Source organism: Streptomyces sp. NPDC054770 (assembly GCF_053611985.1).
The window spans coordinates 15,592-37,258 of the sequence record NZ_JBSHBL010000041.1 but is presented as its reverse complement, the minus strand read 5'-3'; the positions used below and the strand labels follow the sequence as shown (position 1 = coordinate 37,258).

Genomic DNA, 21,667 nt, shown 5'->3' with positions numbered 1-21,667 from the left:
AGTGCCTTCAGGGTGTGTGTTGGTGCACTGAGGCAGGTTTTGTCGGGACATTGACAGATTGCCCTTTGCGGGGGCCAACTGAGGGTTGCGGACATGTCACGGGACGGCACCAAAGCCGAGGTGGGGGTGTTGAGTTGCCCGGCTATGATCTGCCATGCACGTTTCGTGCGGCGGGGTCGCAGCAAATCGCTCTGGTGCGTTCCGGATGGACCCCGCTAGCGTATTCGCTGCTTCGCAGACCCCAATCGCCCCACCAGGAGCCCACCGTGACCCGCCGTTCCCGCCTGCTCACGACAGCCACCGCCGGTGTGACGGCCGCATTGCTGCTTGCCGGCTGCGGCGGAGGTGGCGGAGGCGGCTCCAAGTCGAACGACAAGATCGCGGGGGCGGATACGGGGAGCTCGGCGTCGGCTTCGCCGAGTGCTTCGGCTTCGGCGGCGACCGGCGGTCGTCCGAAGATCACGTTGCCGTCGGATCTGACGTACACATTTGAATGGGCGAAGACGGGCAACGAGAAGAAGGATGCTGTCCTCGGCGACACCGAGCAGTTCATCAAGGCCGTGGACATGGCGATCGCCAAGCAGGCTCCGCTCGACAAGGCCTACCGCTTCTACTCCGAGGGCTTGGCGGCTGCCGGTAGCCAGAAGTTCATTCAGGGGTTTGTCGACTACAAGGACCGAGTCACCGGAGCCAAGCGCTACTTCGATGCCAAGGTTCAGATCAACGACGACGGGACCGCGGGTCTTGTCTACTGCGAGGACCAGACCAAGGCTTACAACAAGAGCTTGAAGACTGGGAAGACAGAGGTCACCAAGGCCTCGAAGGGCGACTACGTCCTTTACAGCAGCCTGCTTCAACTCAACAAGCAGGGTGTCTGGATCACTGAGAAGCTGACGTCGCAGCGGGGGAGCTCCGTATGCCAGCCATGAAGTTCCGGAACTCGGCAATTGTCGTACTTGCCGCAGTGGCTCTGTTGGCCTGTCCGGCCCAGGCATTCGCGGGCTATGGGCCCGGGGGCAGCACGAACAGCGACCCCAAAACGAATGCTTCCGGCAAAAGCGATGGAAAGGGCGATATCTCGGCGGCGGCAGGCGTCGTCTACGACCTCTCCAAGAACGGTTCCGGGGCATCGACCGGCGCGGTGACGCCGACCACCACCTGGACCCCGCCGGCCTGCTACTACGCGCCCAAGTACTCACCTGATGCGCTTGAGGCCTACCTGACACCGATCTGGGCGGTCGACTCGACGGGCTACGAGTGGGATGCGCAGCAGCGCGACCGCTACGTCAACGGGAAGCCGTACAAGGACTTCAACAAGGACAAGGCCGGCAAGGGCTACTGGTGGGATTCGTACGTCACGAAGGGCCGTGAGGGAGACCCCGGTGCGCTCGACTGCACGAAGCCCATCTTCTGGGTGGACACGGGTGACGCCCCACCGGCGGACATACCTCAGGCGGTCACTCCGGAGATCCTTTCGCAGCTTGCCTACAACGAGATCCGTGTCCCCGGTACGAAGGTGACCCTGGCCCCGGCGAACGAGACGAAGGTCAACCTTCCCACCTGGGCCTGGCTGGATGGTGCCGAGTTCAAGCCGGTCTCCGTCACTGCGTCCGTTCCCGTGCTGGGTATCAGTGCCACGACCACCGCCACCCCGTACTCCCTCAAGATCGATCCTGGGACCTCGGATGCGGTGACGTATCCCGCCTCGGGCGTCTGCGAGTTCAAGAACGGCAGTATCGGTGAGGCCTACGCCCAGGGGAAGGCCGGCGAGACGCCACCCTGTGGGGTGAAGTACCTGCGGTCCTCGGGCACGGGCTCGTACCCGCTCAAGGCCACGATCACCTGGAAGATCAGCTGGACGGGCACGGGAGGAACGGGCGGACCCCTGGATGACGGGACCTTCGGGGCCACTCAGGATGTCACCGTGCAGGAGATCCAGTCCGTCAACAGGTGAGCGATGAGTCGGCCGGAGCTTTCCGGCCGTAGGAGGCGCCGTGGGTGACAGGACCAGGATCGACGATCTCGACATCCTCAAGAGCGTTTCCACGGGCATCCAGAAGATCGTCGAGGAACTGCAGGGGCTCGATGACAAGGACAAGTACGGCTGGAGCCGAGAGGTCGTCGGCCATGAGGAGCTCACGGACCGGCTCAACGACTTCGCTGACAACTGGGACTACAAGCGGGGAAAGCTCGAAGGGGAGTTGACCAAGCTCGCGGCCATCACGAAGGCAGCGGCACAGGCCTACGAGCAGATAGACACCGATCTCGCCAACGCGGTCCGCAAGCAGGAGAAGAAGCCCAAGAGTTAAGGGTGATGATGTCCCGACCGAAGGACTGGTCACCGGTCGAGCTGGACTCCGATCCGGTGTCCGGGGACCCCGAGGCCGTGGCGAAGCTGGGCCGGCGATTCCGCTCGGTGGCCGATGCCATCAGAAGACAGACGGGCAACATCGAAGCCCTCTGTGGAGTGGACGGCTGGCAGAGCGACGCAGCTGACGAGTTCCGCAAGACGGCCGAGGGGACCGTTGGACGGCTGAAGAAGGTCCTGGACCGCTTCGAGACGGCTGCCGATCTCCTGGGCGAGCAGACGGACCTGCCGGATGAGAAGTACGCCTCGGTCCTGGCGTCCTCCCAGCAGGCGGCGGACAAGGCCCGTAACGACGCCGAGCGCGACTGCGAGGAGCGAGACCGTCTCGACAAGTCGCTCGACGCCCTGGACAAGTCCGCGGGCGACTACGAGCAGAAGAAGCACGACCTGACCTCGAAGCGAGACGAGGCCGACGGTCGGGTCAAGGACGCCATCCAGCGGGTGCACGCCGCCAAGAACGCCCGCAACCGGGCCGGGGAGAAGGCGGCCCGGGCCCTTGAGGCGCTCATCGACCACGACAAACTGAAAGACTCCACCTGGGAGAACATCAAGGGAGCGCTCAAGAGCATCGCGGACATCGCGGGCTGGGTGGCGACAGCCTGCGCCCTTGCTTCCCTGTTGGTGGGCTGGATCCCAGTGATCGGCTGGGCGCTGGCGGGTGTACTGGACGCGATCGCTCTGCTCGCAACGGTGGTGTCCCTTGCCTGTCACTTGGTGCTCGTCTTCTCAGGAGACGCGAGCATCGCCGACCTGGTCCTGGACGGCGTGGCCCTGCTCACGCTCGGGCTGGGGCGCGCCGCGCTGAGCGCCGGCAAGGCGGCTGCGGCGGGCGTGCGGGGCGTGCAGACGGCGAGCCGCTCGGCCCGCGCCGACTTCCTCGCCGCCAACTCACTGGCCGGTAGATCGGCGAAGGCCGCCAACACGTTGAAGGGCAAGTCCACCAAGATCGCCAATCAGGCCGCCCAGGAGGCGTCGCAGAGACTCGCTGGGGATTTGCCCGGGGCCTTCGGGAAACTGCGGGAGTTCCAGCACGTCCTGAATCCCCAGGTGATCTACCGTGACACAGTGGACGCCGTGAAGGGCCTCAAGGACTTCAAAGACGTGGGGAAGCTCTTCGGAAGGGATGCTTGGCGGGGGGCCCGGCCCTTCGGTAATCCGGAGTGGGTCGAGTCCAGCAAGGCACTCAAAGAGGTCCCGATCCTCGGCAAGTTCGAAAGCATGGGCGGTGTGAAGTTCACCGACTATGTGCGATCCGCAGGCCAGAGGTGGCTCGGTTACACCGCCGCGGCGACCGTCATCGACGGGAATGACAAGCTCCACGGCCTCACGGAATGGGATAATCCGTACAACAAGTGGAAGACCGCTTGGACGGTGGGTTCGTGACGGCCAGGAGGAATTCCCAGTGAGTGACGACGTGATGTGGCAGTGCCTGATCTCCGAGCCCGAGGGCAGTATCAGACTTCCCGTGGGAGAGAGTGCGGAGTTCGGGGACTGGGCCAAGCAGGCCGCCCGGCAATACCTGGGCGCAGATGCTCCGCGGAGCGAGATTCGCGAACTGGCCGCGGTGCTGGCACGTGTGGCGGAGACGGCTGACCTGGGCGACCCCACCTTCGCCTATGCCTACGTGATCGACGCGGCCAAAGCGCTGACCGCCGTCTACGAGGTTCATGACTACGACGGGGACGGGTACCGCTCCGTGGACCGACTCCCCGACCTCCTGGGCGATGTTCTGCCCACGTCTCCTGAGCGGCGCAGCGTGACCGAGGTGAATCTACCGGCCGGTCACGGTGTACGTGTCCAGGAGCTTCTCTCGGTCGTGACCGGCTCGCTCTTCAAGAAGAAGACGATGATGGAGACGGTTACTTACGCGGTGATTCCGCCGCAGGCCGACAACATCATTGTATTCCGCATGTCGTGGACGAATCTCGTCTTCGGTGAAGCATTGCTGGAGCTGGCCCAGACGCTGGCCGAGTCGCTGGAGCTCGCCGAGGTCAAGGAAGGCTGAGGAATGCCAGACGCCGTCGCCCGCGGACTCACCGATGGCGAACTCGTCCCGCCTGCCGACTACGGCCTCGTCGTTCCGGACGGCTGGTTCCGGATTCCGCTCGAGCCCGACGGCTGGAAAGGACCGATCAGAGCACTGACCGAACGGGTATTTGACGGTCGGGACGACGCCGTACTGCTCAAGCGAGAATTCAGCAAAGCGCTTCTCGCTCGTGCCGAAGAGGGTTACGAGAATGGTGGTGTCGAGCTCTACATCTCTACGACTTCCATCGGGCCGGTACCTCTGTCCTCCTCGCTCCTGGTCACCGTCGTCCCTCCAGAGCAGGATTTCCGTCTGGACGCCCGAGGCCGTTCTCAGCAGATCGCCACCGTCGAACTCCCCTTCGTCGGCCCGGCGACCATGCGACGCACCCGTACGGTCCCGGATGCCGATGACTCCTCCGGTGACCAACTACCCGTGACCGTGGTCGACTACGCCGTCGGCGTCCCCGGTACCGAAGCCGTTCTTCTGCTCACCTTCTCGACGCCCCTGGACATGTTCGCCGACGCCATGGTCGATCTGTTCGAGGCGGTCACCAAGTCGCTGCACTGGAAGTGACCGTCGCGGAGGCACGGAGGCGTGGCCGTTGAGCGGTGTGGTGCACAGCCCTTCAGGCGACTTGCCAAGAGGCGCCGACGCCTTCGGCGTACCGGCGAACCCGTCAGTTCGGGTTGCGGGAGTTCAAGGGACGATGTGAGTGAAGCGGTCTCCGACAACGCCTCCCAATCCCAGCTCTTCCCACGGGGTCACGGCCGGCGGCATCCAACTGAATCCGATGGCGAAGACAGCCACCAGGGTGGTGACACCCGGGGGAAGGATCCATCCCACCTGGGACACGACGATCGACCCGACCAGGAGATAGACGCCGAAGACGAGTACAGCGAGCACCTTCAGCAAGGCTGAGCCCGGGCCAACCGGCAGGAGCAGGCGTGCGTCGGCCGCTGCCCTCCAGGACGGCGGGAGCGGTCCCTCGTCGAGTGGGCAGTTCACGGCGTCACGGCCGGAACCAGCCTCGTGCGGGGTGGCCGAGGAGGGATTCGTCACCGTGCGTCGCGGAGTTGAAGAAGGTATGCGGCAGTCAGCGCAACCGCGCGGTCCTCGTCATGTGACAGTGCCACGAGGGCACGTGATGCCGTCGTCCCCGGAATGTCCGCCAGTGCCTGGGTCAGCCGCCCGCGTGCAGGTGCCTTGGTGGCGCTGTCGGCAAGGCGGTCGACGAGCCTGGTCGCGAGCTGATCCGCCGTTGCGGTGTCGCACGCCAGCACGCCCAGTGCATCGGCTGCGTCGGTGTCGTTCCTTCCCTCCACGACCATGTCGATGAGCGCCGGGACCGCGTCGGCCACACCACGTGTACCGAGCGCCAGAGCCGCATACCCGCGGACCACGGCGTCGGGGTTCGCAAGGGCATCCCGCAGCTGGGCGACAGCTTCATCGCCAGGCATCTCGACGAGGGCTTGAACGGCACGTTCCCGCACCGCGGCCACGGGTGAGCCGAGGCCCTCCGCCAGCAGCGCCTGGGCGCCGTTGTCCGATCGCGCGAGCGCCCATCGCAGGGCCCCTGCGACGTTCGGCTCCGTCTCGCTGAGCGCCGCCTCGACCAGAGCCTCCACCGGCACCTCGTCGCCGGAGGAGAGGACCGCGCGCTGACGCACGTCGGCGCTCTTCGACCCCAGTGCCTGGAGGAGGGCGACGATCTGGAGCACGTCCTCCCAGCCGACGGGGTCCGCGGCATGGATCCGGCCGAGCTGCGTGAGCAGCTCGGTCTCGGCCGCGATGCGGTCGCGCGTCTGACGGATGAGGTCGCCGACGAGCGCCGAGGGCGTGAAACCGGGATCGTCCAGCGCGCGCCCGATCTCACGCAGCGACAGGCCCAGCGACCGCAGGCTCTCGACGTGGAAGATCCTCCGGACGTCGTCCGCGGAGTACTCCCGATAACCGGATCCCGTACGCCCCGAGGGCCGCAACAGGCCGAGAAATTCGTAGTGCCGGAGCATGCGGGCACTGACCCCGGACCGTCTCGACACCTCACCGATCAGCACAGTTCTCATCGTCTGTCTTGGGGGCCCCGGTGAGGGCCACGACGCGCTTGGCCTCCTCGATCGCCGACTCGAACCCGGCGTCCGGGTCGCGCAGCAGCCTTTGTGTGGCGAGCGCGTGCGCACGTACACGCGGGTCGGAGACCGTCGTCGCGGCACGCAGCGCCGGCACGATCACTTCGCCCAGCGCGACCAGCGCCTGGCTCAGACTCAGCTGTGTCTCCCGCTCTCCGCGCCCGAGTTGCGTTGCCAGCACCGCGGCCAAGGCGGACTCCTCGCCGCCCGGCACGAGCACGACCGCGGCCCGCCAGGCGCTCCTCGCCACCTCGTCGTCGGCGTCGGACAACAGTGCCCGGGTGATCGCCGGCCATGCCTGCCGGTCCCCGATCTTGGACAGCGTGTGCAGCGCCTGGCTGCGTGCCTGCGCACACTCCGAACGGACTTCGCGGAGCAGCTCGGGGAGCGTCAGGGACATCGGGTGGCGGGTGAGCGCCCAGGTCAGCATGTCCCGGACGAAGAACTCGGGCTCGATCGCGCATCGCTCGACGAGCTTGTCGACGAAGCACGGGTCAGGTGCTGTCCCGACCGCCAGAGCCGCCCGCAGCCGCACGGACGAACGCGTGTCCTCCAGCCCCTGGAGCGCTCGTGCCGCATCCCTGTCCTGCCCCGTCATGGTCATCGGGACCACCTCCTCGGGAAGCAGTGAAGACCTTGTCACCGTGTCAAGGTCAAACGGGGACGGCTGCCCGATCACGAGTCACCGAGAGGAGGCCCCCGGTGTACTCCAGCTGGTCCGGCTCCGGGGGAAGCTACCGGTCGCCGAGGTCGAGAGAGTCGAGAGACAGGTCGGCGGGTCCGGCCAGGTCGGTCGACCCGGCCGGTTTCTCACGCGTCCGCGTACTTCGTGTCCGCCGCCGGGTCCAGCGCCAGCCGGTACCCCCGCTTGACCACGGTCTGGATCAGCTTCGGTGCGCCCAGGGCCGTACGCAGGCGGGCCATCGCCGTCTCCACCGCGTGTTCGTCGCGGCCGGCGCCCGGCAGGGCGCGGAGGAGTTCGGCGCGGGCGACCACCCAGCCCGGGCGGCGGGAGAGCGCACGCAGCAGGGACATCCCGGCCGGCGGTACCGGCTTCAGCGCGCCGTCGACGAGGACCGCGTGCCCCCGGATCTCGACGCGGTGCCCGGCGATGGGCAACGCCCGCGCCCGGGACGGGAGTTCCTGGCAGAGCAGCTGTACGAGGGGGCCGAGCCGGAAGCGTTCCGGCTGGACCGTGTCGACGCCGAGGGCCTGGAGCGGCAGGGCCGTCACCGGTCCGACGCAGGCGGGGACGACGTCGTGACCGAGGGCGGCGAGCAGGTCGGCGAGCAGCCCGCGGTGCTCGGCGCGGGAGATCAGCGAGGCCGCGGCGGGCGCGCTGGTGAAGGTGATCGCGTCGACCGAGCGGGAGACGACGGCGTCCAGGAGCCGGTCCACCGGCCCGAGGTCCTCCGGCGGCATCCACCGGTACACCGGCACCGGCAGCACCTCCGCGCCCGCCACCCGCAGCGACTCCACGAACCCCGGCAGCGGCTCCCCGTGCAGCTGTACGGCGATCCGGCGGCCGTCGACGCCCTCCTCCAGGAGCCGGTCGAGGACCTCGGCCATGGACTCGGAGGACGGCGACCACTCCTCGGTCAGCCCGGCGGCCCGGATGGCCCCCTTCACCTTGGGCCCACGGGCCAGCAGCTCCACGCCCCGCAGCCGCCCGAGCAGCTGCTCGCCGAAGCCCCATCCGTCGGCGGCCTCGATCCAGCCCCGGAAGCCGATCGCGGTGGTCGCGACGACCACGTCCGGCGCCTGGTCGATGATCTCCTTGGTGGCGGAGAGCAGCTCGCCGTCGTCGGCGAGCGGCACGATGCGCAGGGCGGGGGCGTGCAGCACGGCGGCACCGCGCCGCTGGAGCAGGGCCCCGAGCTCGTCGGCGCGGCGCGCGGCCGTGACCCCCACGGTGAACCCCGCGAGAGGGCCGTGCCTACCGGGCTCCGGTCGCTGCTGCTGTTCCTCGTCCATGGCTGCTCTCCTAGCTGACCCGCATGCCGAACGAGCCTGTCAACGGTGCGTGACAGGCTCGGTTCGGGTTGATGTCACCGGTGTTACGTCACACCTTGGCGTAGCTGAGCTGCGCCTTTGCCTCGGTGGCGGCCGTGGCCTGCTCCCGCACGGCCGGCCGGCGAAGGTATACGGCCCAGGTGACGGCGAAGCACAGGCCGTAGAAGACCAGGAAGGCGACGAAGGCCCCGGTGCCGCTGCCGTAGGAGAGGTACGACTGCCGGAAGGCAAGGTTGATGCCGACGCCGCCGAGTGCGCCGACCGCACCGATGAGCCCCATGGAGGCCCCGGACAGCCGCCGCCCGTAGGCCGCGGCCTCGTCACCGGTGAGCCCCTTGGCGAGGGCCTTGGCCTGGAAGATGCCGGGGATCATCTTGTACGTCGAGCCGTTGCCCAGCCCGCTGAGCGCGAACAGCACGACGAAGACGGTGACGAAGAGGGGGAGCGACTTCTGCATGCTGGCGACGACGAGGAGGGCGGTGGCGGCGGCCATGCCCACGTAGTTCCAGAGGGTGATCCGCGCCCCGCCGTACCGGTCGGCGAGCCAGCCGCCGACGGGCCGGATGAGGGAGCCGAGCAGCGGGCCGATGAAGGTGAGGTAGGCGGCCTGGAGCGGCGTACGGCCGAACTGGACCTGGAGCACCTGCCCGAAGGCGAAGGCGTACCCGATGAACGACCCGAACGTCCCGACGTAGAGGAAGGACATGATCCAGGTGTGGGCGTCCTTCGCGGCGTCGATCGCGGCGCCGGTGTCGTTCTTCACGGTGGCGAGGTTGTCCATGAAGAGCGCGGCGAGGACGGCGGCGACGACGATCAGCGGGATGTAGATGCCGAGCAGCACCCGCGGCCCGCCGCTCGCCCCGATGATCGCGAGGGCGACCAGCTGGATGACGGGCACGCCGATGTTGCCGCCGCCCGCGTTGAGCCCGAGCGCCCACCCCTTCTTCTTCATCGGGAAGAAGGCGTTGATGTTGGTCATGCTGCTGGCGAAGTTCCCGCCGCCGATACCGGCCAGCAGCCCCACCAGCAGGAAGGTGTCGAAGGACGTCCCCGGCTTCATCACGGCGAACGTCGCGACGGTCGGGATGAGCAGCAGCCCGGCGCTGATGATCGTCCAGTTCCGGCCGCCGAAGATCGCGACGGCGAAGGTGTACGGCACCCGGACGACCGCGCCGACCAGCGTGACCATCGAGGTCAGCAGGAACTTGTCGGCGGGAGTGAGCCCGTACTCCGGGCCCATGAACAGCACCAGCACGGACCACATGGTCCAGATCGAGAACCCGATGTGCTCGGAGAGGACCGAGAAGACCAGGTTCCGCCGGGCGACCTTCTCGCCGGTCGCGTTCCAGAACGCCTCGTCCTCCGGATCCCACTCCTTGATCCAGCGACTACGTGAGGTAGGGGCTGGGGCTGTCATGACGCCTCCACGGTGCTCCGCGTGCTCGGTCTGCTACGAGTGACTAGGCCACGAAGGTAGGGAGGCGTCGTTTCCGCGCTGTGGCTGTGGGTGACCGGAAAGGAACGTTGCTCTCACCCCCGGGGAAGGGCGGGTGAGAGGTCGGGGGACGGGCCCGGGTCAGCGGGAGGGGTACGGCGGCTGCTGGGACTGCTGGTGGGGCTGCTGCTGGTAGGGGCCCGGGGCGTAGGGACCGGCGGGCTGCTGAGGGGCGGTGTACGGACCGGCGGGCTGCTGGGGCGGGGCGTAGGGGCCGGGGGCGTAGGGCGCGGGCGGCTGCTGACCGTAACCGGCGCCGTAACCGGATCCGTAACCGGCTCCGTAGGGACCGGGCTGCTGCGGCCAGGGCTGCTGGGCCGGAGCGGGCATCGGCGCGGGCGTGGACATGGGCGTGGGCGCGGGCATCGGCATGGGCGCGCCCGGTGGCAGGTACCGCACCCGCCCGCTCTGGTCCGTCACCGGCACGAACCCGGCGGCCTGGAGCCGCTGCGCGAACTTGGCGTTGCGCCCGCGCGTGACGAAGAAGCCGAGCCCCAGGACCGCCATCAGGACGACCCACACGACACCGGAGACGAGGAAGGCACCGGCGCTCCCGCCGGCCCGCGCCGCGGCCAGCACCAGCCCGAGGGTGAGACCACCGGCCCCGAGCAGCATCCGCTTCTCGGCGTTCTTGCCGGTGAGGTCGAACTGGATGCGGGCCTTGAGGAGTTCGACGGCGTCGGGGACGAGAGGAGGCAGGGAGACGCCGTCGGCGGCGTTCGGGTACTGCGCCCAGTTCTGCGCGGCGCGCGCCCGCCCCTGCGGGCTGTGGTCGGGCACGATCAGCAGCTTGAGGACGTTGTTGCGGGAGCCGGTGTGGCGGGCGTCGGCGTACTCGTACCCGAACTGCTGGGCGAAGAAGGCAAGCCGGGCGAGCTTCTTCACGGAGGCCCAGGCATTGGTGAGCTCGACGGGCTCGCCACTGGCCATCAGCTGGAACATCTTCCGTACTTGCCGCGCGCTCACAGCATCCACTCCCCGTCGGCCGATCCACTCGTTTAACTTCCGCAACTGGGCAAGTTTTCCACGGGACATGCCAGGGAGGTACGGCCGCCCGGCGGATTGACCCGAGCTTGACCCGCAGCCGCCGACGCCGCCGAGCGCTGCTCCCACCGTTGCCCCTCGCACCTGCACACGGGCCGCGGTCCGCCGCAGCAGACCAGAACCGTCCGGAAGACCTGCCGGAGGGCTGAACGGAGGGTCTCCCCGATGGGCCTGGACGACGTTCCGCATCGACGGCACGCCGGGTGAGGGCGCCGAGGTCTTCTCCCTCATGCGGGAGAGCGGGCTGCCGGCGGGGGAGTACGTGCGGCGGTTCTTCGCCAGCGGCGACGAGCGGACCGGCTGACCGGCGTACGACGTTCTGGGGAGCGCCGCCCGGCAACGGGCCGTAGCGGGCGGCTCCCGGCCCGCCACTTCGGTCCGTTCCTTCCCGGGCGCGCCGGGCGTTCCGCGCGGCCGCGCACGTGCGACGGTCCGTGCCCCGCTCCGCGGGTGTGCGCTCTGCCGGATCCCGGCGGGTGGGCGGCACGCTCATGCCGGACCACGGCACACGGGGGACGGGGACGGAACATGACACGCTGGCAGCCCTTGCCGACCACGCTGCCGCGGGAGGCCCGGCACCTGGTCGAGCAACTGCGGTCCCTGAAGGGCCGTACCGGCCTCAGCCTCGCCGGACTGGCCCGGCGTACCGCGTACAGCAAGTCGTCCTGGCAGCGCTATCTGAGCGGAGACAGACTGCCGCCGCGGGCGGCCGCGCAGGCGCTGTGCCGACTGGCCGGCGGGGACCAGGCGCGGCTGCTGGCACTGTGGGAACTGGCCGAACAGGTCTGGCCGCAGAGCGCCTCGGAGCCGGCGGCGGAGGCGGCGGTCGAGCCCGCCGCGCCCGCTGAGACAGCCGAGTCGACCGGGTCCGCGACAGGGCAGCGGCGGTGGCGGGCCGCCGCCCTCGCCGCGTCCGCCCTCGCCGTGCTGCTGGCCGCCGGACTGCTGTGGGCGCTGCCCCGCAGGGCGGACGGCCGAGCGCCCGTCCGGGCGGACGACCGGACGGCCGCCCGCCCCCGGGTCGCGCTCAGCCCAGTTGCTCGTAGTACGCGATCTTCCAGGAACCCGTGCCCTTGATCCGCACCTTGTACTTGCCGCTGACCCGCTTGAGGGTGGCGTTGTGCGCGGAGCCGAGGTAGGTCACGACGCCGCCCGAGGCCGGGCCGGTGAGCCGGCGCTGGGCGAACGTCCAGCTCTGTTCGTCGACCACGCCGTCGTTGTCCGCCAGGCCGGCGATGTGCTCCTGCCACCACTGGGTGGCCGACTCGGTCTCGGGCCCGAACGAGCCGTCGATCTGGCTCTTCTTGAAGGTGTGCGAGTCGCCGTCGTCGTCCTGCCACACGGCGCCGTCGGCCCACAGGACGGTCTCCCACAGGGCCGTCGCGTTGCTCGTGGCGTAGTCGTCGACCCCTAGGTTCTCCTCGTCCTGCCAGTCGTCGAGGACCGAGCCGCCGCCGTCGATGCCGTGGTACGGCGCGGCGGCGGTCGCGGCCGGTGCCAGGGCCAGGCCACCGGCGCCCAGCAGTACGGCCGTCGCCATCGCGACGACCCGGGTGCGCATGCTCATGAACGTGTCCTTTCTGAACCGCCGTCCCTCGCGGGTCCCCCCCCTGGGGCGGCTCGCTGTGCGTTCGCAGGACACAGGGTCACGGCCCGGAGCGGGGGCGGCGAGGCCTGCCGGGGTATCCGGACCGAACGGGGACGGCCCGCGCCCCGGGCTCCGGCGGCCCCGCCCGGCGCGGGGTCGCACGGGAACCCCGCGGAACGGCGAAACAGCGGAACGGCGGAACAGCGGAACAGCGGAACGGCGGAAGGGCAGAACACCGGAACACCGGTACGAGGACTTCCGGCCGCCCGTCGCACCGGGCACTGTGAACAGAACGGTTCTCCTGTCCTAGGCGGTGACAGGCACATGGCACTGGGTACGGCCGCGGCCCCGTACGAGCTGCGCTTCGACGCCGGGCGGATCTGCCTCGATCTGCTCGCGACCACGCATCCCGGCGAACGGCTCGACGGACTCGAACCGTTGCGGGCCTGGATCACCGGATCCGGACTCGTCCCGCCGGGCACCCCGCTGGCCCACGCCGACACCGGCTGGCTCGTCGGCTTCCGCGAACTGCGGGGACACGTAGGGCAGTTGGTGGGCAACCGGAACGCCCCGGGAATCCGGCCGTACGACCTCGCACTCGTCCGCGTCAACGACCTCGCGCGCGCCGCCGCACCCCCGGCGCCACGTGCCGTACCCGGCGAAGACGGACTCCTCGTGCGGGAGTTGGCCGGACCGCCGGAGTGCGCCGCGCTGCTCGCCGCCGTCGCCCGGGACACCGTGGAGTTGCTCACCGACCCGGTCGCGCGGGCGGCGATCCGGGAGTGCGAGGGCGACAACTGCCCCCTCGTGTACCTGGACACCTCCCGGGGCCGCAGGCGCCGCTGGTGCTCCAGCGAGGTCTGCGGGAACCGCGAACGCGTGGCCCGGCACCGGCGCCGAGCCGCACTCGCCCGCGCTTGAACCCGCGTGAACGCGTGTGACCCTCGTGTGACCGCCGTCACTCCGCACTCCAACTTCCGTCGCATTCGCGGCTTCTGCCGGATCTTCATCGAAGCTCCGCGAAAGTGATTTCGACAACACTCCGTTTGGTGACGGGCGAGTAGGGGCAGCCCGGCCGCCCTCGACGTTGTGTCGGAAATGTAAAGATCACGCGGTGGGAATGTGGGGTCATGTCCCGCTCGTCATGTCACCTCGCGGAAAAATGTGGGGTCTTGTTGAACACACCGCGAGTCACTTCCGTACCGGTGGGGGAGCGACCGACTGGGGGAACCCCCGGACACCGGAGGTGGGCGTGCGCAAGGATGCGGCCGTGGCCAATGAACGTGGATCGAGGGCCCGACATCGCATGTCCCAGCCCTCGGAGCCTGATGAGGAGCTGATGCGTGCCCTCTACCGAGAGCACGCCGGACCTCTCCTTGCGTATGTCCTTCGGCTGGTCGCCGGTGATCGGCAACGCGCCGAGGACGTCGTGCAAGAGACACTCATCCGTGCCTGGAAGAACGCCGGACAGCTCAATCGAGCTACCGGATCGGTACGCCCCTGGCTGGTGACGGTCGCTCGCCGCATCGTCATCGACGGTCACCGCAGCCGGCAGGCCCGGCCGCAGGAGGTCGATCCGTCGCCGCTGGAGGTCATCCCCGCGGAGGACGAGATCGACAAGGCGCTGTGGCTGATGACGCTGTCTGACGCGCTCGACGACCTGACCCCGGCTCACCGGGAGGTGCTCGTCGAGACGTACTTCAAGGGGCGTACCGTCAACGAGGCTGCCGAAACGCTGGGTATACCCAGCGGCACCGTGCGTTCGCGGGTGTTCTATGCCCTCAGGTCGATGAAGCTGGCTCTGGAGGAGCGGGGGGTGACGGCGTGATGAGTGTGTACGGGGGGCACGGCGGATTCGGCACAGGTGGGTCGGGTATGTCTGGTGCCATGCAGGAATCTCCGGTGCCCAATGAGCACGAGACCGTCGGCGCGTATGCGCTTGGGATTCTCGACGATGCCGAGGCAACCGCTTTCGAGGCCCATCTGGCCGGGTGCGAATGGTGCGCCCAGCAGCTCGACGAGCTGGCCGGAATCGAGCCCATGCTGGCCGCCCTGGCGGACCTGCCGGGCACCGGATCCACACCGTCCATCGGTGAGTCGCTGTCCGCCAAGCCCAGTCCGCGGATGGTGGAGAAGCTCGTCGTCGAGGTCGCCGAGAAGCGGAAGGTCCGCAGTCGGCGCAACCTCTTCGCGCTGGCGGCCTCGATCGCGCTGATCGTCGGCGGCCCGCTGGCGGTCCTCGCGACGAGCGGCGGCTCGGACAACACGTCGAACACGGCGACGGCGGCCCCGCAGGCCGCGGCCGCCTTCCAGACCATCACCGACAAGAAGTCGGCCACCGACCCGACGAGCCACGTCACGGCGACCGTCGCCCTGGAGAAGAAGGACTGGGGCACCCACGCGGTCCTCCAGCTCAAGAACGTCACCGGCCCGCAGAAGTGCTCGCTGATCGCCGTGGGCAAGAACGGCGAGCGCGAGACGGTGTCCTCGTGGTCCGTCCCGACCTGGGGTTACGGCATCGCGGACGCCAAGACGGAGAAGGCCAAGGAGCCTCTCTACGTCAACGGCGGGGCCGCCTTCACTCCCAACCAGATCGACCACTTCGAAGTCATGACCTTCGACGGGAAGAAGCTCGTCTCGGTCAGCGCGTAGCTTCGGCGGGCCCCCTTCGCGTACGGTTGACGGCTGCCCAGCACGTCAGAAGGGGGCCCGGTGGCCGCTCAGGCTCAGCAATCCGCGGTCGGCTCGCACGGCTCCGAACGGAGTTCCGCACAGGACTCCGTCCGGGACGCCGTACAGGACTCCGCACAGGACTTTGTCCAGGACTCCGTTCGAGACCGTGAGATCAGCGTCGAACAGGTACACCTCGACCGGGTGTACCGCCGCCTCGAGGAGAAGATCCACGAGGCGGAGTTCCTGATGAACGACGCGGCCAAACGCGGCCAGGTGGGCACACCCGGCGCGCTCGCCGAGCGGGACGCGCAGGTCTTCCGGGCGGGCGTCCACCTGAACCGGCTCAACAACGAGTTCGAGGACTTCCTCTTCGGCCGTATCGACCTGCTCCTCGGCAAGGACGGCAAGAAGGGCCCCGACGGCGCCTACACCGCCGTGGAACCCGCCGAGGGCGCGGTCCGCGCCGACAACACCGCCGACATCGCCGAGACCCTGCACATCGGCCGGATCGGCGTCCTCGACCAGGACTACGCCCCGCTGGTCATCGACTGGCGGGCCCCGGCCGCCGCGCCCTTCTACCGGTCCACTCCGGTGGATCCCGGGCGTGTCGTACGACGCCGGGTCATCCGCTCCAAGGGCCGCCGGGTCCTCGGGGTCGAGGACGACCTGATGCGCCCCGAGCTGACCGCCTTCCTCGACGGCGACACCCTGCCCGTCATCGGCGACGGCGCCCTGATGGCCGCCCTCGGCCAGGCCCGCAGCCACACCATGCGGGACATCGTCGCCTCCATCCAGGCCGAGCAGGACCTGGTCATCCGCGCCCCCGCCGCCTCCGTGACCTACGTCGAGGGCGGCCCGGGGACCGGCAAGACGGCCGTCGCCCTGCACCGGGCCGCCTACCTGCTCTACCAGGACCGGCGCCGGTACGCGGGCGGCATCCTGATCGTCTCCCCGACCCCGCTCCTTGTCGCGTACACCGAGGGCGTGCTGCCGTCCCTCGGCGAGGAGGGCCAGGTCGCCATCCGCGCCATCGGCTCCCTCGCCGAAGGCGCCGAGGCCACCCTGTACGACACCCCGGCCACCGCCCGCGCCAAGGGCTCCTCCCGGATGCTCCGGGTGCTGCGCAAGGCCGCCCGCGGAGCCCTGGAGCTGAACGATTCACCGACCCGGCTCCGGGTCGTCGCCTTCAACCGCCGTATCGAGCTGGAGGCCGAGGAGCTGGACCGGATCCGGCACAACGCGCTCGGCGGCACCGCCCCGGTCAACCTGCTGCGCCCCCGCGCCCGCAAGCTCCTGCTGGACGCCCTGTGGGCCCGCTCCGGCGCGGCCGGCCGGCACACCGACCCGGAGCTCGCCGCCGAGCTGCGCTCCTCCTTCGACGAGGACATCGTCACCGAGGACTCCTTCATCGAGTTCCTCGACGCCTGGTGGCCCGAGCTGACCCCGCGGACAGTGCTCACGGCCATGACCGACGAGAGACGCCTCGGCCGCTGGGCCCGCCGCGTCCTCAACCCCGGCGAGATCCGCCGGGTGGCCCGCTCCCTGAAGCGGGACGGCCACACCGTGCACGACATCGCCATGCTGGACGAGCTCCAGGCCATCCTCGGCACCCCCGCCCGCCCGCGGAAGAAGCGCGAGGCGGACCCGCTGGACCAGTTCACCGGCCTGGAGGAGCTGATGCCGGTGCGCGAGGAGTCGCAGCGCGAGCGCGCCGAGCGGCTCGCCCAGGAGCGGGTGGAGTACGCCCACGTCATCGTCGACGAGGCGCAGGACCTCACCCCGATGCAGTGGCGGATGGTCGGCCGCCGCGGCCGGCACGCCACCTGGACGGTCGTCGGCGACCCGGCCCAGTCCTCCTGGTCCGACCCGGACGAGGCGGCCGAGGCCCGCGACGAGGCCCTGGGCAGCCGCCCGCGCCGCCGCTTCGAGCTCACCGTGAACTACCGAAACCCGTCCGAGATCGCCGAACTGGCCGCGAAGGTGCTGGCCCTCGCCATGCCCGGCTCCAAGGCCCCCTCGGCCGTCCGCTCCACCGGCGTCGAACCGCGTTTCTCCGTCGTGCGCGACTCGCTGGAGAAGACCGTGCGCGCCGAGGCCGAGCGGCTCCTTGACCTGGTCGACGGCACGGTCGGCGTGGTCGTCGCCATGGACCGGCGCGCCGAGGCCGCCCGCTGGCTCGCCGGGCTCGGCGACCGGGTGGTGGCCCTCGGCAGCCTGGAGGCCAAGGGTCTGGAGTACGACGCCACGGTCGTCGTCTCGCCCGCGGAGATCGCCGACGAGTCCCCGGCCGGGCTGCGGGTGCTGTACGTGGCCCTCACCCGGGCGACCCAGCAGCTGACGGTGGTCTCCGGGGAACGGGACGAGCCGGACCCGGCGGGGGTCCCGGACCTGCTCAGGGACTGACCGCGGGGACCGACGGGGGACTGACCGGGGACTGACCGGGACTGACCGCGGGGCCGGTGCCGGCGGCCGCGGCAGGCCCGTTCGGCGGAGGTTTCCTGTGAAGTCCGCGGACGGGAATGGCCGCGCGGGATCCGTTTGTTAGCCTTGTCGTGACACCGGCCCGATCCAAGCCCCCGGGCCCAACCTTCGTCGCTGCGAGCGACCACTTGCCGCGAGGCGAGCATGGCGGGTCGGTGTCATGAACGTAGGAAGAGGCCCACGTCACCGTGTGATGTGGGCCTCTTTTCTGCGCGAACAATACGTACGCAATCAGGCCCGGCTAACGCCTACCCGACGGTAGGTGCGACGATCGGACGGCAAAACCAGCGACACGGTGAAACAACGAAGGAAGTCGGCCATGGCAACGGCGCCCAGCGTCTCCTACTCGATGACCATCCGGCTGGAGGTGCCCGCGAGCGGAACCTCCGTCTCGCAGCTCACCTCCGCCGTGGAGTCCTCCGGAGGCTCGGTCACCGGCCTCGACGTCACCGCGTCCGGCCACGAGAAGCTCCGTATCGACGTCACCATCGCGGCCAGCTCGACCGCGCACGCCGACCAGATCGTCCAGCAGCTGCGCGGCATCGAGGGCGTCACCCTCGGCAAGGTCTCGGACCGTACGTTCCTCATGCACCTCGGCGGCAAGATCGAGATGCAGTCCAAGCACCCCATCCGCAACCGTGACGACCTCTCCATGATCTACACCCCGGGCGTGGCCCGCGTGTGCATGGCGATCGCGGAGAACCCCGAGGACGCGCGCCGCCTCACCATCAAGCGCAACTCCGTTGCGGTCGTGACGGACGGCTCCGCGGTCCTGGGCCTCGGCAACATCGGCCCGAAGGCCGCGCTGCCCGTCATGGAGGGCAAGGCGGCCCTCTTCAAGCGCTTCGCCGGCATCGACGCCTGGCCCCTCTGCCTCGACACCCAGGACACCGACGCGATCGTCGAGATCGTCAAGGCGATCGCCCCCGGGTTCGCCGGCATCAACCTCGAGGACATCTCCGCCCCCCGCTGCTTCGAGATCGAGGCCCGCCTCCGCGAGGCCCTCGACATCCCCGTCTTCCACGACGACCAGCACGGCACCGCGATCGTCGTCCTCGCCGCCCTGACCAACGCACTTCGCGTCACCGGCAAGGCGATTGAGAACATCCGGGTCGTCATGTCCGGCGCCGGCGCGGCCGGTACGGCCATCCTCAAGCTGCTCCTCGCGGCCGGCGTGAAGAACGCCGTCGTCGCCGACATCCACGGTGTCGTGCACTCCGCCCGCGAGGACCTGGTGGACGCCCCGGCGGACTCGCCGCTGCGCTGGATCGCCGACAACACCAACCACGAGAACCTGACCGGCACCCTCAAGGAGGCCGTGCGCGGCGCCGACGTGTTCATCGGCGTCTCCGCCCCGAACCTCCTCGACGGCGACGACGTGGCCGCCATGGCCGAGGGCGCGATCGTGTTCGCACTCGCGAACCCCGACCCCGAGGTGGAGCCGGCGATCGCCCGCCAGACGGCCACCGTGGTGGCCACCGGCCGCTCCGACTTCCCGAACCAGATCAACAACGTGCTGGTCTTCCCGGGTGTCTTCCGAGGCCTCCTGGACGCGCAGTCCCGCACCGTGAACACGGACATGATGCTCGCGGCCGCGAAGGCCCTCGCCGACGTGGTCACGGAGGACGAGCTGAACCCGAACTACATCATCCCGAGCGTCTTCAACGAGAAGGTCGCGGGAGCGGTGGCGGGCGCGGTCAGGGAGGCCGCGAAGGGCGCCTGACGAGCGCCCTTGCCGGAAGCGCCCCGTCAGGGGCGCGGGGAACTGCGCGACCAGCCCCCACCGGCCGGCACCCGAAACACGACGCCCACCCGCATGATGCGGGGGTCTGGGGGCAGCAGCCCCCAGGCAAACGTTTGTGAAACTTGCCACGCCATCCGACCGGCGCGTCGTGAAACCCCCCCTTCGGCCCACCCGTAGGGTATTGGCGGCACCCGGATTGGCGTTCCCGCCGCAGGTGGGGGCAGGATGCGTCCCGGCCCAACATGCGGCTCCGCCGCGTGGCACGCCTCAATGGCAAGAAGAACACGGGAGTAACAACATGAACCGCAGTGAGCTGGTGGCCGCGCTGGCCGACCGTGCCGAGGTGACTCGCAAGGACGCCGACGCCGTGCTGGCCGCTTTCGCCGACGTCGTCGGCGACATCGTCTCCAAGGGCGACGAGAAGGTCACCATCCCCGGCTTCCTGACCTTCGAGCGCACTCACCGTGCCGCTCGCACCGCGCGCAACCCCCAGACCGGCGAGCCGATCAACATCCCCGCCGGGTACAGCGTGAAGGTCTCCGCGGGCTCGAAGCTGAAGGAATCCGCCAAGGGCAAGTAGGCCCGAGGCGCTTCGCTTGAGCGCCGTGGGTGACTGCGGGCCCGTCGTGGCTGGCCGCGCAGTTCCCCGCGCCCCTTCGGGACGCGTTCGCCGATGCCGCCGAAAATGACGATGGGGCGGCCCCTCCACCAGGGGCCGCCCCATCGTCGTACCGTCTCCTCCAGGCGTCAGCCGAGGGCCTTGCCCGGCAGTTCCACCTTCGCGCCCAGCTCGACGAGCTTCTCCATGAAGTTCTCGTAGCCGCGGTTGATGAGGTCGATGCCGTGGACGCGGGAGGTGCCCTGGGCCGCGAGGGCGGCGATCAGGTAGGAGAAGCCGCCTCGGAGGTCGGGGATGACCAGGTCGGCGCCCTGGAGCCGGGTGGGGCCGGAGACGACCGCCGAGTGCAGGAAGTTGCGCTGGCCGAAGCGGCAGGCCGAGCCGCCCAGGCACTCGCGGTAGAGCTGGATGTGAGCACCCATCTGGTTCAGCGCGGAGGTGAAGCCGAGGCGGGACTCGTAGACCGTCTCGTGGACGATCGAGAGGCCCGTGGCCTGGGTGAGGGCCACGACGAGCGGCTGCTGCCAGTCGGTCTGGAAGCCCGGGTGCACGTCCGTCTCCAGGGCGATGGACTTCAGCTGGCCGCCCGGATGCCAGAAGCGGATGCCCTCGTCGTCGATCTCGAAGGCACCGCCCACCTTCCGGTAGGTGTTCAGGAACGTCATCATCGAGCGCTGCTGGGCGCCCCGGACGTAGATGTTGCCCTCCGTCGCCAGCGCCGCCGACGCCCAGGACGCGGCCTCCAGACGGTCCGACAGGGCCCGGTGGGTGTAGCCGCCGAGCTTGTCCACCCCGGTGATGCTGATCGTGCGGTCGGTGTCGATCGCGATGATCGCGCCCATCTTCTGCAGCACGCAGATGAGGTCCTCGATCTCCGGCTCGACGGCCGCGTTCGACAACTCCGTGACACCCTCGGCGAGTACGGCCGTCAGCAGCACCTGCTCGGTCGCGCCGACGGACGGGTACGGCAGCCGGATCTTCGTGCCGCGCAGCCCCTTCGGCGCCTCCAGGTACTGGCCGTCCGCCCGCTTCTCGATGGTCGCGCCGAACTGCCGCAGCACGTCGAAGTGGAAGTCGATCGGCCGGCCGCCGATGTCGCAGCCGCCCAGGCCGGGGATGAAGGCGTGGCCGAGCCGGTGCAGCAGCGGGCCGCAGAAGAGGATCGGGATCCGGCTGGACCCCGCGTGGGCATCGATGTCAGCGACGTTCGCGCTCTCCACGTACGTCGGATCGAGCACCAGCTCACCGGGCTCCTCGCCCGGACGCACCGTCACCCCGTGCAGCTGCAGCAGGCCGCGCACCACCCGCACGTCACGGATGTCCGGAACGTTGCGCAGCCGACTGGGTGCACTGCCCAGCAGGGCGGCGACCATGGCCTTCGGTACGAGGTTCTTCGCACCGCGGACCCGGATCTCGCCCTCCAGCGGGGTGCCGCCGTGGACAAGCAGGACATCGTCGTTGACGGTCATGAATCTCGCGTTCCATGG

20 protein-coding genes are annotated in these 21,667 nt (G+C 69.4%); 13 read left to right on the top strand and 7 right to left on the bottom strand.

Annotation, left to right across the window (positions count from 1 at the left end; genetic code table 11):
- Nucleotides 1-266: 266 nt before the first annotated feature.
- From ACWGKQ_RS30555 to ACWGKQ_RS30530, 6 genes are read left to right on the top strand one after another with little or no spacing between them, the layout of a single operon-like run.
- A complete protein-coding gene (locus tag ACWGKQ_RS30555) occupies nt 267-929 on the top strand; it encodes a hypothetical protein (protein WP_453295230.1) in 663 nt (220 codons plus the stop codon).
- The gene (locus tag ACWGKQ_RS30550; RefSeq protein ID WP_453295229.1) at nt 917-1,954 is read left to right on the top strand and encodes a hypothetical protein; all 1,038 of its coding nucleotides are present in this window, start codon (nt 917-919) and stop codon (nt 1,952-1,954) included. The genes ACWGKQ_RS30555 and ACWGKQ_RS30550 overlap by 13 nt, the downstream gene beginning before the upstream one ends.
- Before the next feature lie 40 nt (nt 1,955-1,994).
- Nucleotides 1,995-2,309 (top strand): hypothetical protein, encoded by a 315-nt coding sequence (locus ACWGKQ_RS30545; protein ID WP_453295228.1) that lies wholly within the window; start codon nt 1,995-1,997, stop codon nt 2,307-2,309.
- Between the two features lie 5 nt (nt 2,310-2,314).
- Nucleotides 2,315-3,751 (top strand): putative T7SS-secreted protein, encoded by a 1,437-nt coding sequence (locus tag ACWGKQ_RS30540; protein WP_453295227.1) that lies wholly within the window; start codon nt 2,315-2,317, stop codon nt 3,749-3,751.
- A gap of 19 nt (nt 3,752-3,770) precedes the next feature.
- On the top strand, nt 3,771-4,373 hold the full coding sequence (locus tag ACWGKQ_RS30535) for a hypothetical protein (RefSeq protein WP_453295226.1): 603 nt from the start codon (nt 3,771-3,773) through the stop codon (nt 4,371-4,373).
- Between the two features lie 3 nt (nt 4,374-4,376).
- The gene (locus ACWGKQ_RS30530) at nt 4,377-4,970 is read left to right on the top strand and encodes a hypothetical protein (RefSeq protein WP_453295225.1); all 594 of its coding nucleotides are present in this window, start codon (nt 4,377-4,379) and stop codon (nt 4,968-4,970) included.
- A gap of 482 nt (nt 4,971-5,452) precedes the next feature.
- Here ACWGKQ_RS30530 and ACWGKQ_RS30525 read toward each other — a convergent pair whose 3' ends face one another.
- The 5 genes from ACWGKQ_RS30525 to ACWGKQ_RS30505 all read right to left on the bottom strand — a co-directional run bounded on the left by ACWGKQ_RS30525 (nt 5,453) and on the right by ACWGKQ_RS30505 (nt 10,997).
- Complete coding sequence (locus ACWGKQ_RS30525; protein WP_453295224.1) at nt 5,453-6,451, bottom strand: MerR family transcriptional regulator; 999 nt, start codon at nt 6,449-6,451, stop codon at nt 5,453-5,455.
- Nucleotides 6,438-7,127 carry a HEAT repeat domain-containing protein gene (locus ACWGKQ_RS30520; protein WP_453295223.1) on the bottom strand — a complete coding sequence of 230 codons (690 nt, stop codon included), beginning with the start codon at nt 7,125-7,127 and terminating at the stop codon, nt 6,438-6,440. The genes ACWGKQ_RS30525 and ACWGKQ_RS30520 overlap by 14 nt, the downstream gene beginning before the upstream one ends.
- Nucleotides 7,128-7,333: 206 nt before the next feature.
- A complete protein-coding gene (locus tag ACWGKQ_RS30515) occupies nt 7,334-8,497 on the bottom strand; it encodes a uroporphyrinogen-III synthase (protein ID WP_453295222.1) in 1,164 nt (387 codons plus the stop codon).
- Nucleotides 8,498-8,585: 88 nt separating this feature from the next.
- Nucleotides 8,586-9,953 (bottom strand): nitrate/nitrite transporter, encoded by a 1,368-nt coding sequence (locus ACWGKQ_RS30510; RefSeq protein ID WP_453295221.1) that lies wholly within the window; start codon nt 9,951-9,953, stop codon nt 8,586-8,588.
- Between the two features lie 159 nt (nt 9,954-10,112).
- Complete coding sequence (locus tag ACWGKQ_RS30505; protein WP_453295220.1) at nt 10,113-10,997, bottom strand: hypothetical protein; 885 nt, start codon at nt 10,995-10,997, stop codon at nt 10,113-10,115.
- Between the two features lie 606 nt (nt 10,998-11,603).
- Here ACWGKQ_RS30505 and ACWGKQ_RS30500 point away from each other — a divergent pair.
- On the top strand, nt 11,604-12,152 hold the full coding sequence (locus tag ACWGKQ_RS30500; protein WP_453295219.1) for a helix-turn-helix domain-containing protein: 549 nt from the start codon (nt 11,604-11,606) through the stop codon (nt 12,150-12,152).
- Here ACWGKQ_RS30500 and ACWGKQ_RS30495 read toward each other — a convergent pair.
- Nucleotides 12,103-12,642: a peptidoglycan-binding domain-containing protein gene (locus ACWGKQ_RS30495; protein WP_453295218.1), complete on the bottom strand. Its 540-nt coding sequence runs from the start codon at nt 12,640-12,642 to the stop codon at nt 12,103-12,105. The genes ACWGKQ_RS30500 and ACWGKQ_RS30495 overlap by 50 nt on opposite strands.
- 345 nt (nt 12,643-12,987) lie before the next feature.
- On the opposite strand from ACWGKQ_RS30495, the gene ACWGKQ_RS30490 reads away from it, so the two are divergent.
- The 6 genes from ACWGKQ_RS30490 to ACWGKQ_RS30465 all read left to right on the top strand — a co-directional run bounded on the left by ACWGKQ_RS30490 (nt 12,988) and on the right by ACWGKQ_RS30465 (nt 20,141).
- Nucleotides 12,988-13,584, top strand: coding sequence for a CGNR zinc finger domain-containing protein (locus ACWGKQ_RS30490; protein ID WP_453295217.1), 597 nt, complete (start codon nt 12,988-12,990; stop codon nt 13,582-13,584).
- A 385-nt stretch (nt 13,585-13,969) separates the two neighbouring features.
- The gene (locus tag ACWGKQ_RS30485; RefSeq protein ID WP_010039908.1) at nt 13,970-14,491 is read left to right on the top strand and encodes a sigma-70 family RNA polymerase sigma factor; all 522 of its coding nucleotides are present in this window, start codon (nt 13,970-13,972) and stop codon (nt 14,489-14,491) included.
- Complete coding sequence (locus ACWGKQ_RS30480; RefSeq protein WP_453295216.1) at nt 14,491-15,315, top strand: anti-sigma factor family protein; 825 nt, start codon at nt 14,491-14,493, stop codon at nt 15,313-15,315. Before ACWGKQ_RS30485 ends, ACWGKQ_RS30480 begins: the two co-directional genes overlap by 1 nt.
- 60 nt (nt 15,316-15,375) lie before the next feature.
- Nucleotides 15,376-17,739: a HelD family protein gene (locus ACWGKQ_RS30475; protein WP_453295215.1), complete on the top strand. Its 2,364-nt coding sequence runs from the start codon at nt 15,376-15,378 to the stop codon at nt 17,737-17,739.
- A gap of 397 nt (nt 17,740-18,136) precedes the next feature.
- Entirely contained in the window at nt 18,137-19,540 is a 1,404-nt protein-coding gene (locus tag ACWGKQ_RS30470) for a malic enzyme-like NAD(P)-binding protein (protein WP_453295214.1), read from the top strand.
- A 319-nt stretch (nt 19,541-19,859) separates the two neighbouring features.
- Nucleotides 19,860-20,141, top strand: a complete 282-nt coding sequence (locus tag ACWGKQ_RS30465; protein WP_089106629.1) for an HU family DNA-binding protein — start codon at nt 19,860-19,862, stop codon at nt 20,139-20,141.
- A 167-nt stretch (nt 20,142-20,308) separates the two neighbouring features.
- Here the strand turns inward: ACWGKQ_RS30465 and murA are convergent, their stop codons facing one another.
- On the bottom strand, nt 20,309-21,649 hold the full coding sequence (gene murA, locus ACWGKQ_RS30460) for a UDP-N-acetylglucosamine 1-carboxyvinyltransferase (RefSeq protein ID WP_453295213.1): 1,341 nt from the start codon (nt 21,647-21,649) through the stop codon (nt 20,309-20,311).
- Between the last annotated feature and the right edge of the window lie 18 nt (nt 21,650-21,667).

What these genes read in the sequence shown, in the direction of transcription:
- ACWGKQ_RS30550 (WP_453295229.1), top strand. Translation starts at nt 917, where the DNA reads ATGCCAGCCATGAAGTTCCGGAACTCGGCAATTGTCGTACTTGCCGCA.
- ACWGKQ_RS30540 (WP_453295227.1), top strand. Translation starts at nt 2,315, where the DNA reads ATGATGTCCCGACCGAAGGACTGGTCACCGGTCGAGCTGGACTCCGAT.
- ACWGKQ_RS30530 (WP_453295225.1), top strand. Translation starts at nt 4,377, where the DNA reads ATGCCAGACGCCGTCGCCCGCGGACTCACCGATGGCGAACTCGTCCCG.
- ACWGKQ_RS30520 (WP_453295223.1), bottom strand. Translation starts at nt 7,127, where the DNA reads ATGACCATGACGGGGCAGGACAGGGATGCGGCACGAGCGCTCCAGGGG.
- ACWGKQ_RS30515 (WP_453295222.1), bottom strand. Translation starts at nt 8,497, where the DNA reads ATGGACGAGGAACAGCAGCAGCGACCGGAGCCCGGTAGGCACGGCCCT.
- ACWGKQ_RS30510 (WP_453295221.1), bottom strand. Translation starts at nt 9,953, where the DNA reads ATGACAGCCCCAGCCCCTACCTCACGTAGTCGCTGGATCAAGGAGTGG.
- ACWGKQ_RS30500 (WP_453295219.1), top strand. Translation starts at nt 11,604, where the DNA reads ATGACACGCTGGCAGCCCTTGCCGACCACGCTGCCGCGGGAGGCCCGG.
- ACWGKQ_RS30495 (WP_453295218.1), bottom strand. Translation starts at nt 12,642, where the DNA reads ATGAGCATGCGCACCCGGGTCGTCGCGATGGCGACGGCCGTACTGCTG.
- ACWGKQ_RS30490 (WP_453295217.1), top strand. Translation starts at nt 12,988, where the DNA reads ATGGCACTGGGTACGGCCGCGGCCCCGTACGAGCTGCGCTTCGACGCC.
- ACWGKQ_RS30485 (WP_010039908.1), top strand. Translation starts at nt 13,970, where the DNA reads ATGTCCCAGCCCTCGGAGCCTGATGAGGAGCTGATGCGTGCCCTCTAC.
- ACWGKQ_RS30480 (WP_453295216.1), top strand. Translation starts at nt 14,491, where the DNA reads ATGAGTGTGTACGGGGGGCACGGCGGATTCGGCACAGGTGGGTCGGGT.
- ACWGKQ_RS30470 (WP_453295214.1), top strand. Translation starts at nt 18,137, where the DNA reads ATGGCAACGGCGCCCAGCGTCTCCTACTCGATGACCATCCGGCTGGAG.
- ACWGKQ_RS30465 (WP_089106629.1), top strand. Translation starts at nt 19,860, where the DNA reads ATGAACCGCAGTGAGCTGGTGGCCGCGCTGGCCGACCGTGCCGAGGTG.
- murA (WP_453295213.1), bottom strand. Translation starts at nt 21,649, where the DNA reads ATGACCGTCAACGACGATGTCCTGCTTGTCCACGGCGGCACCCCGCTG.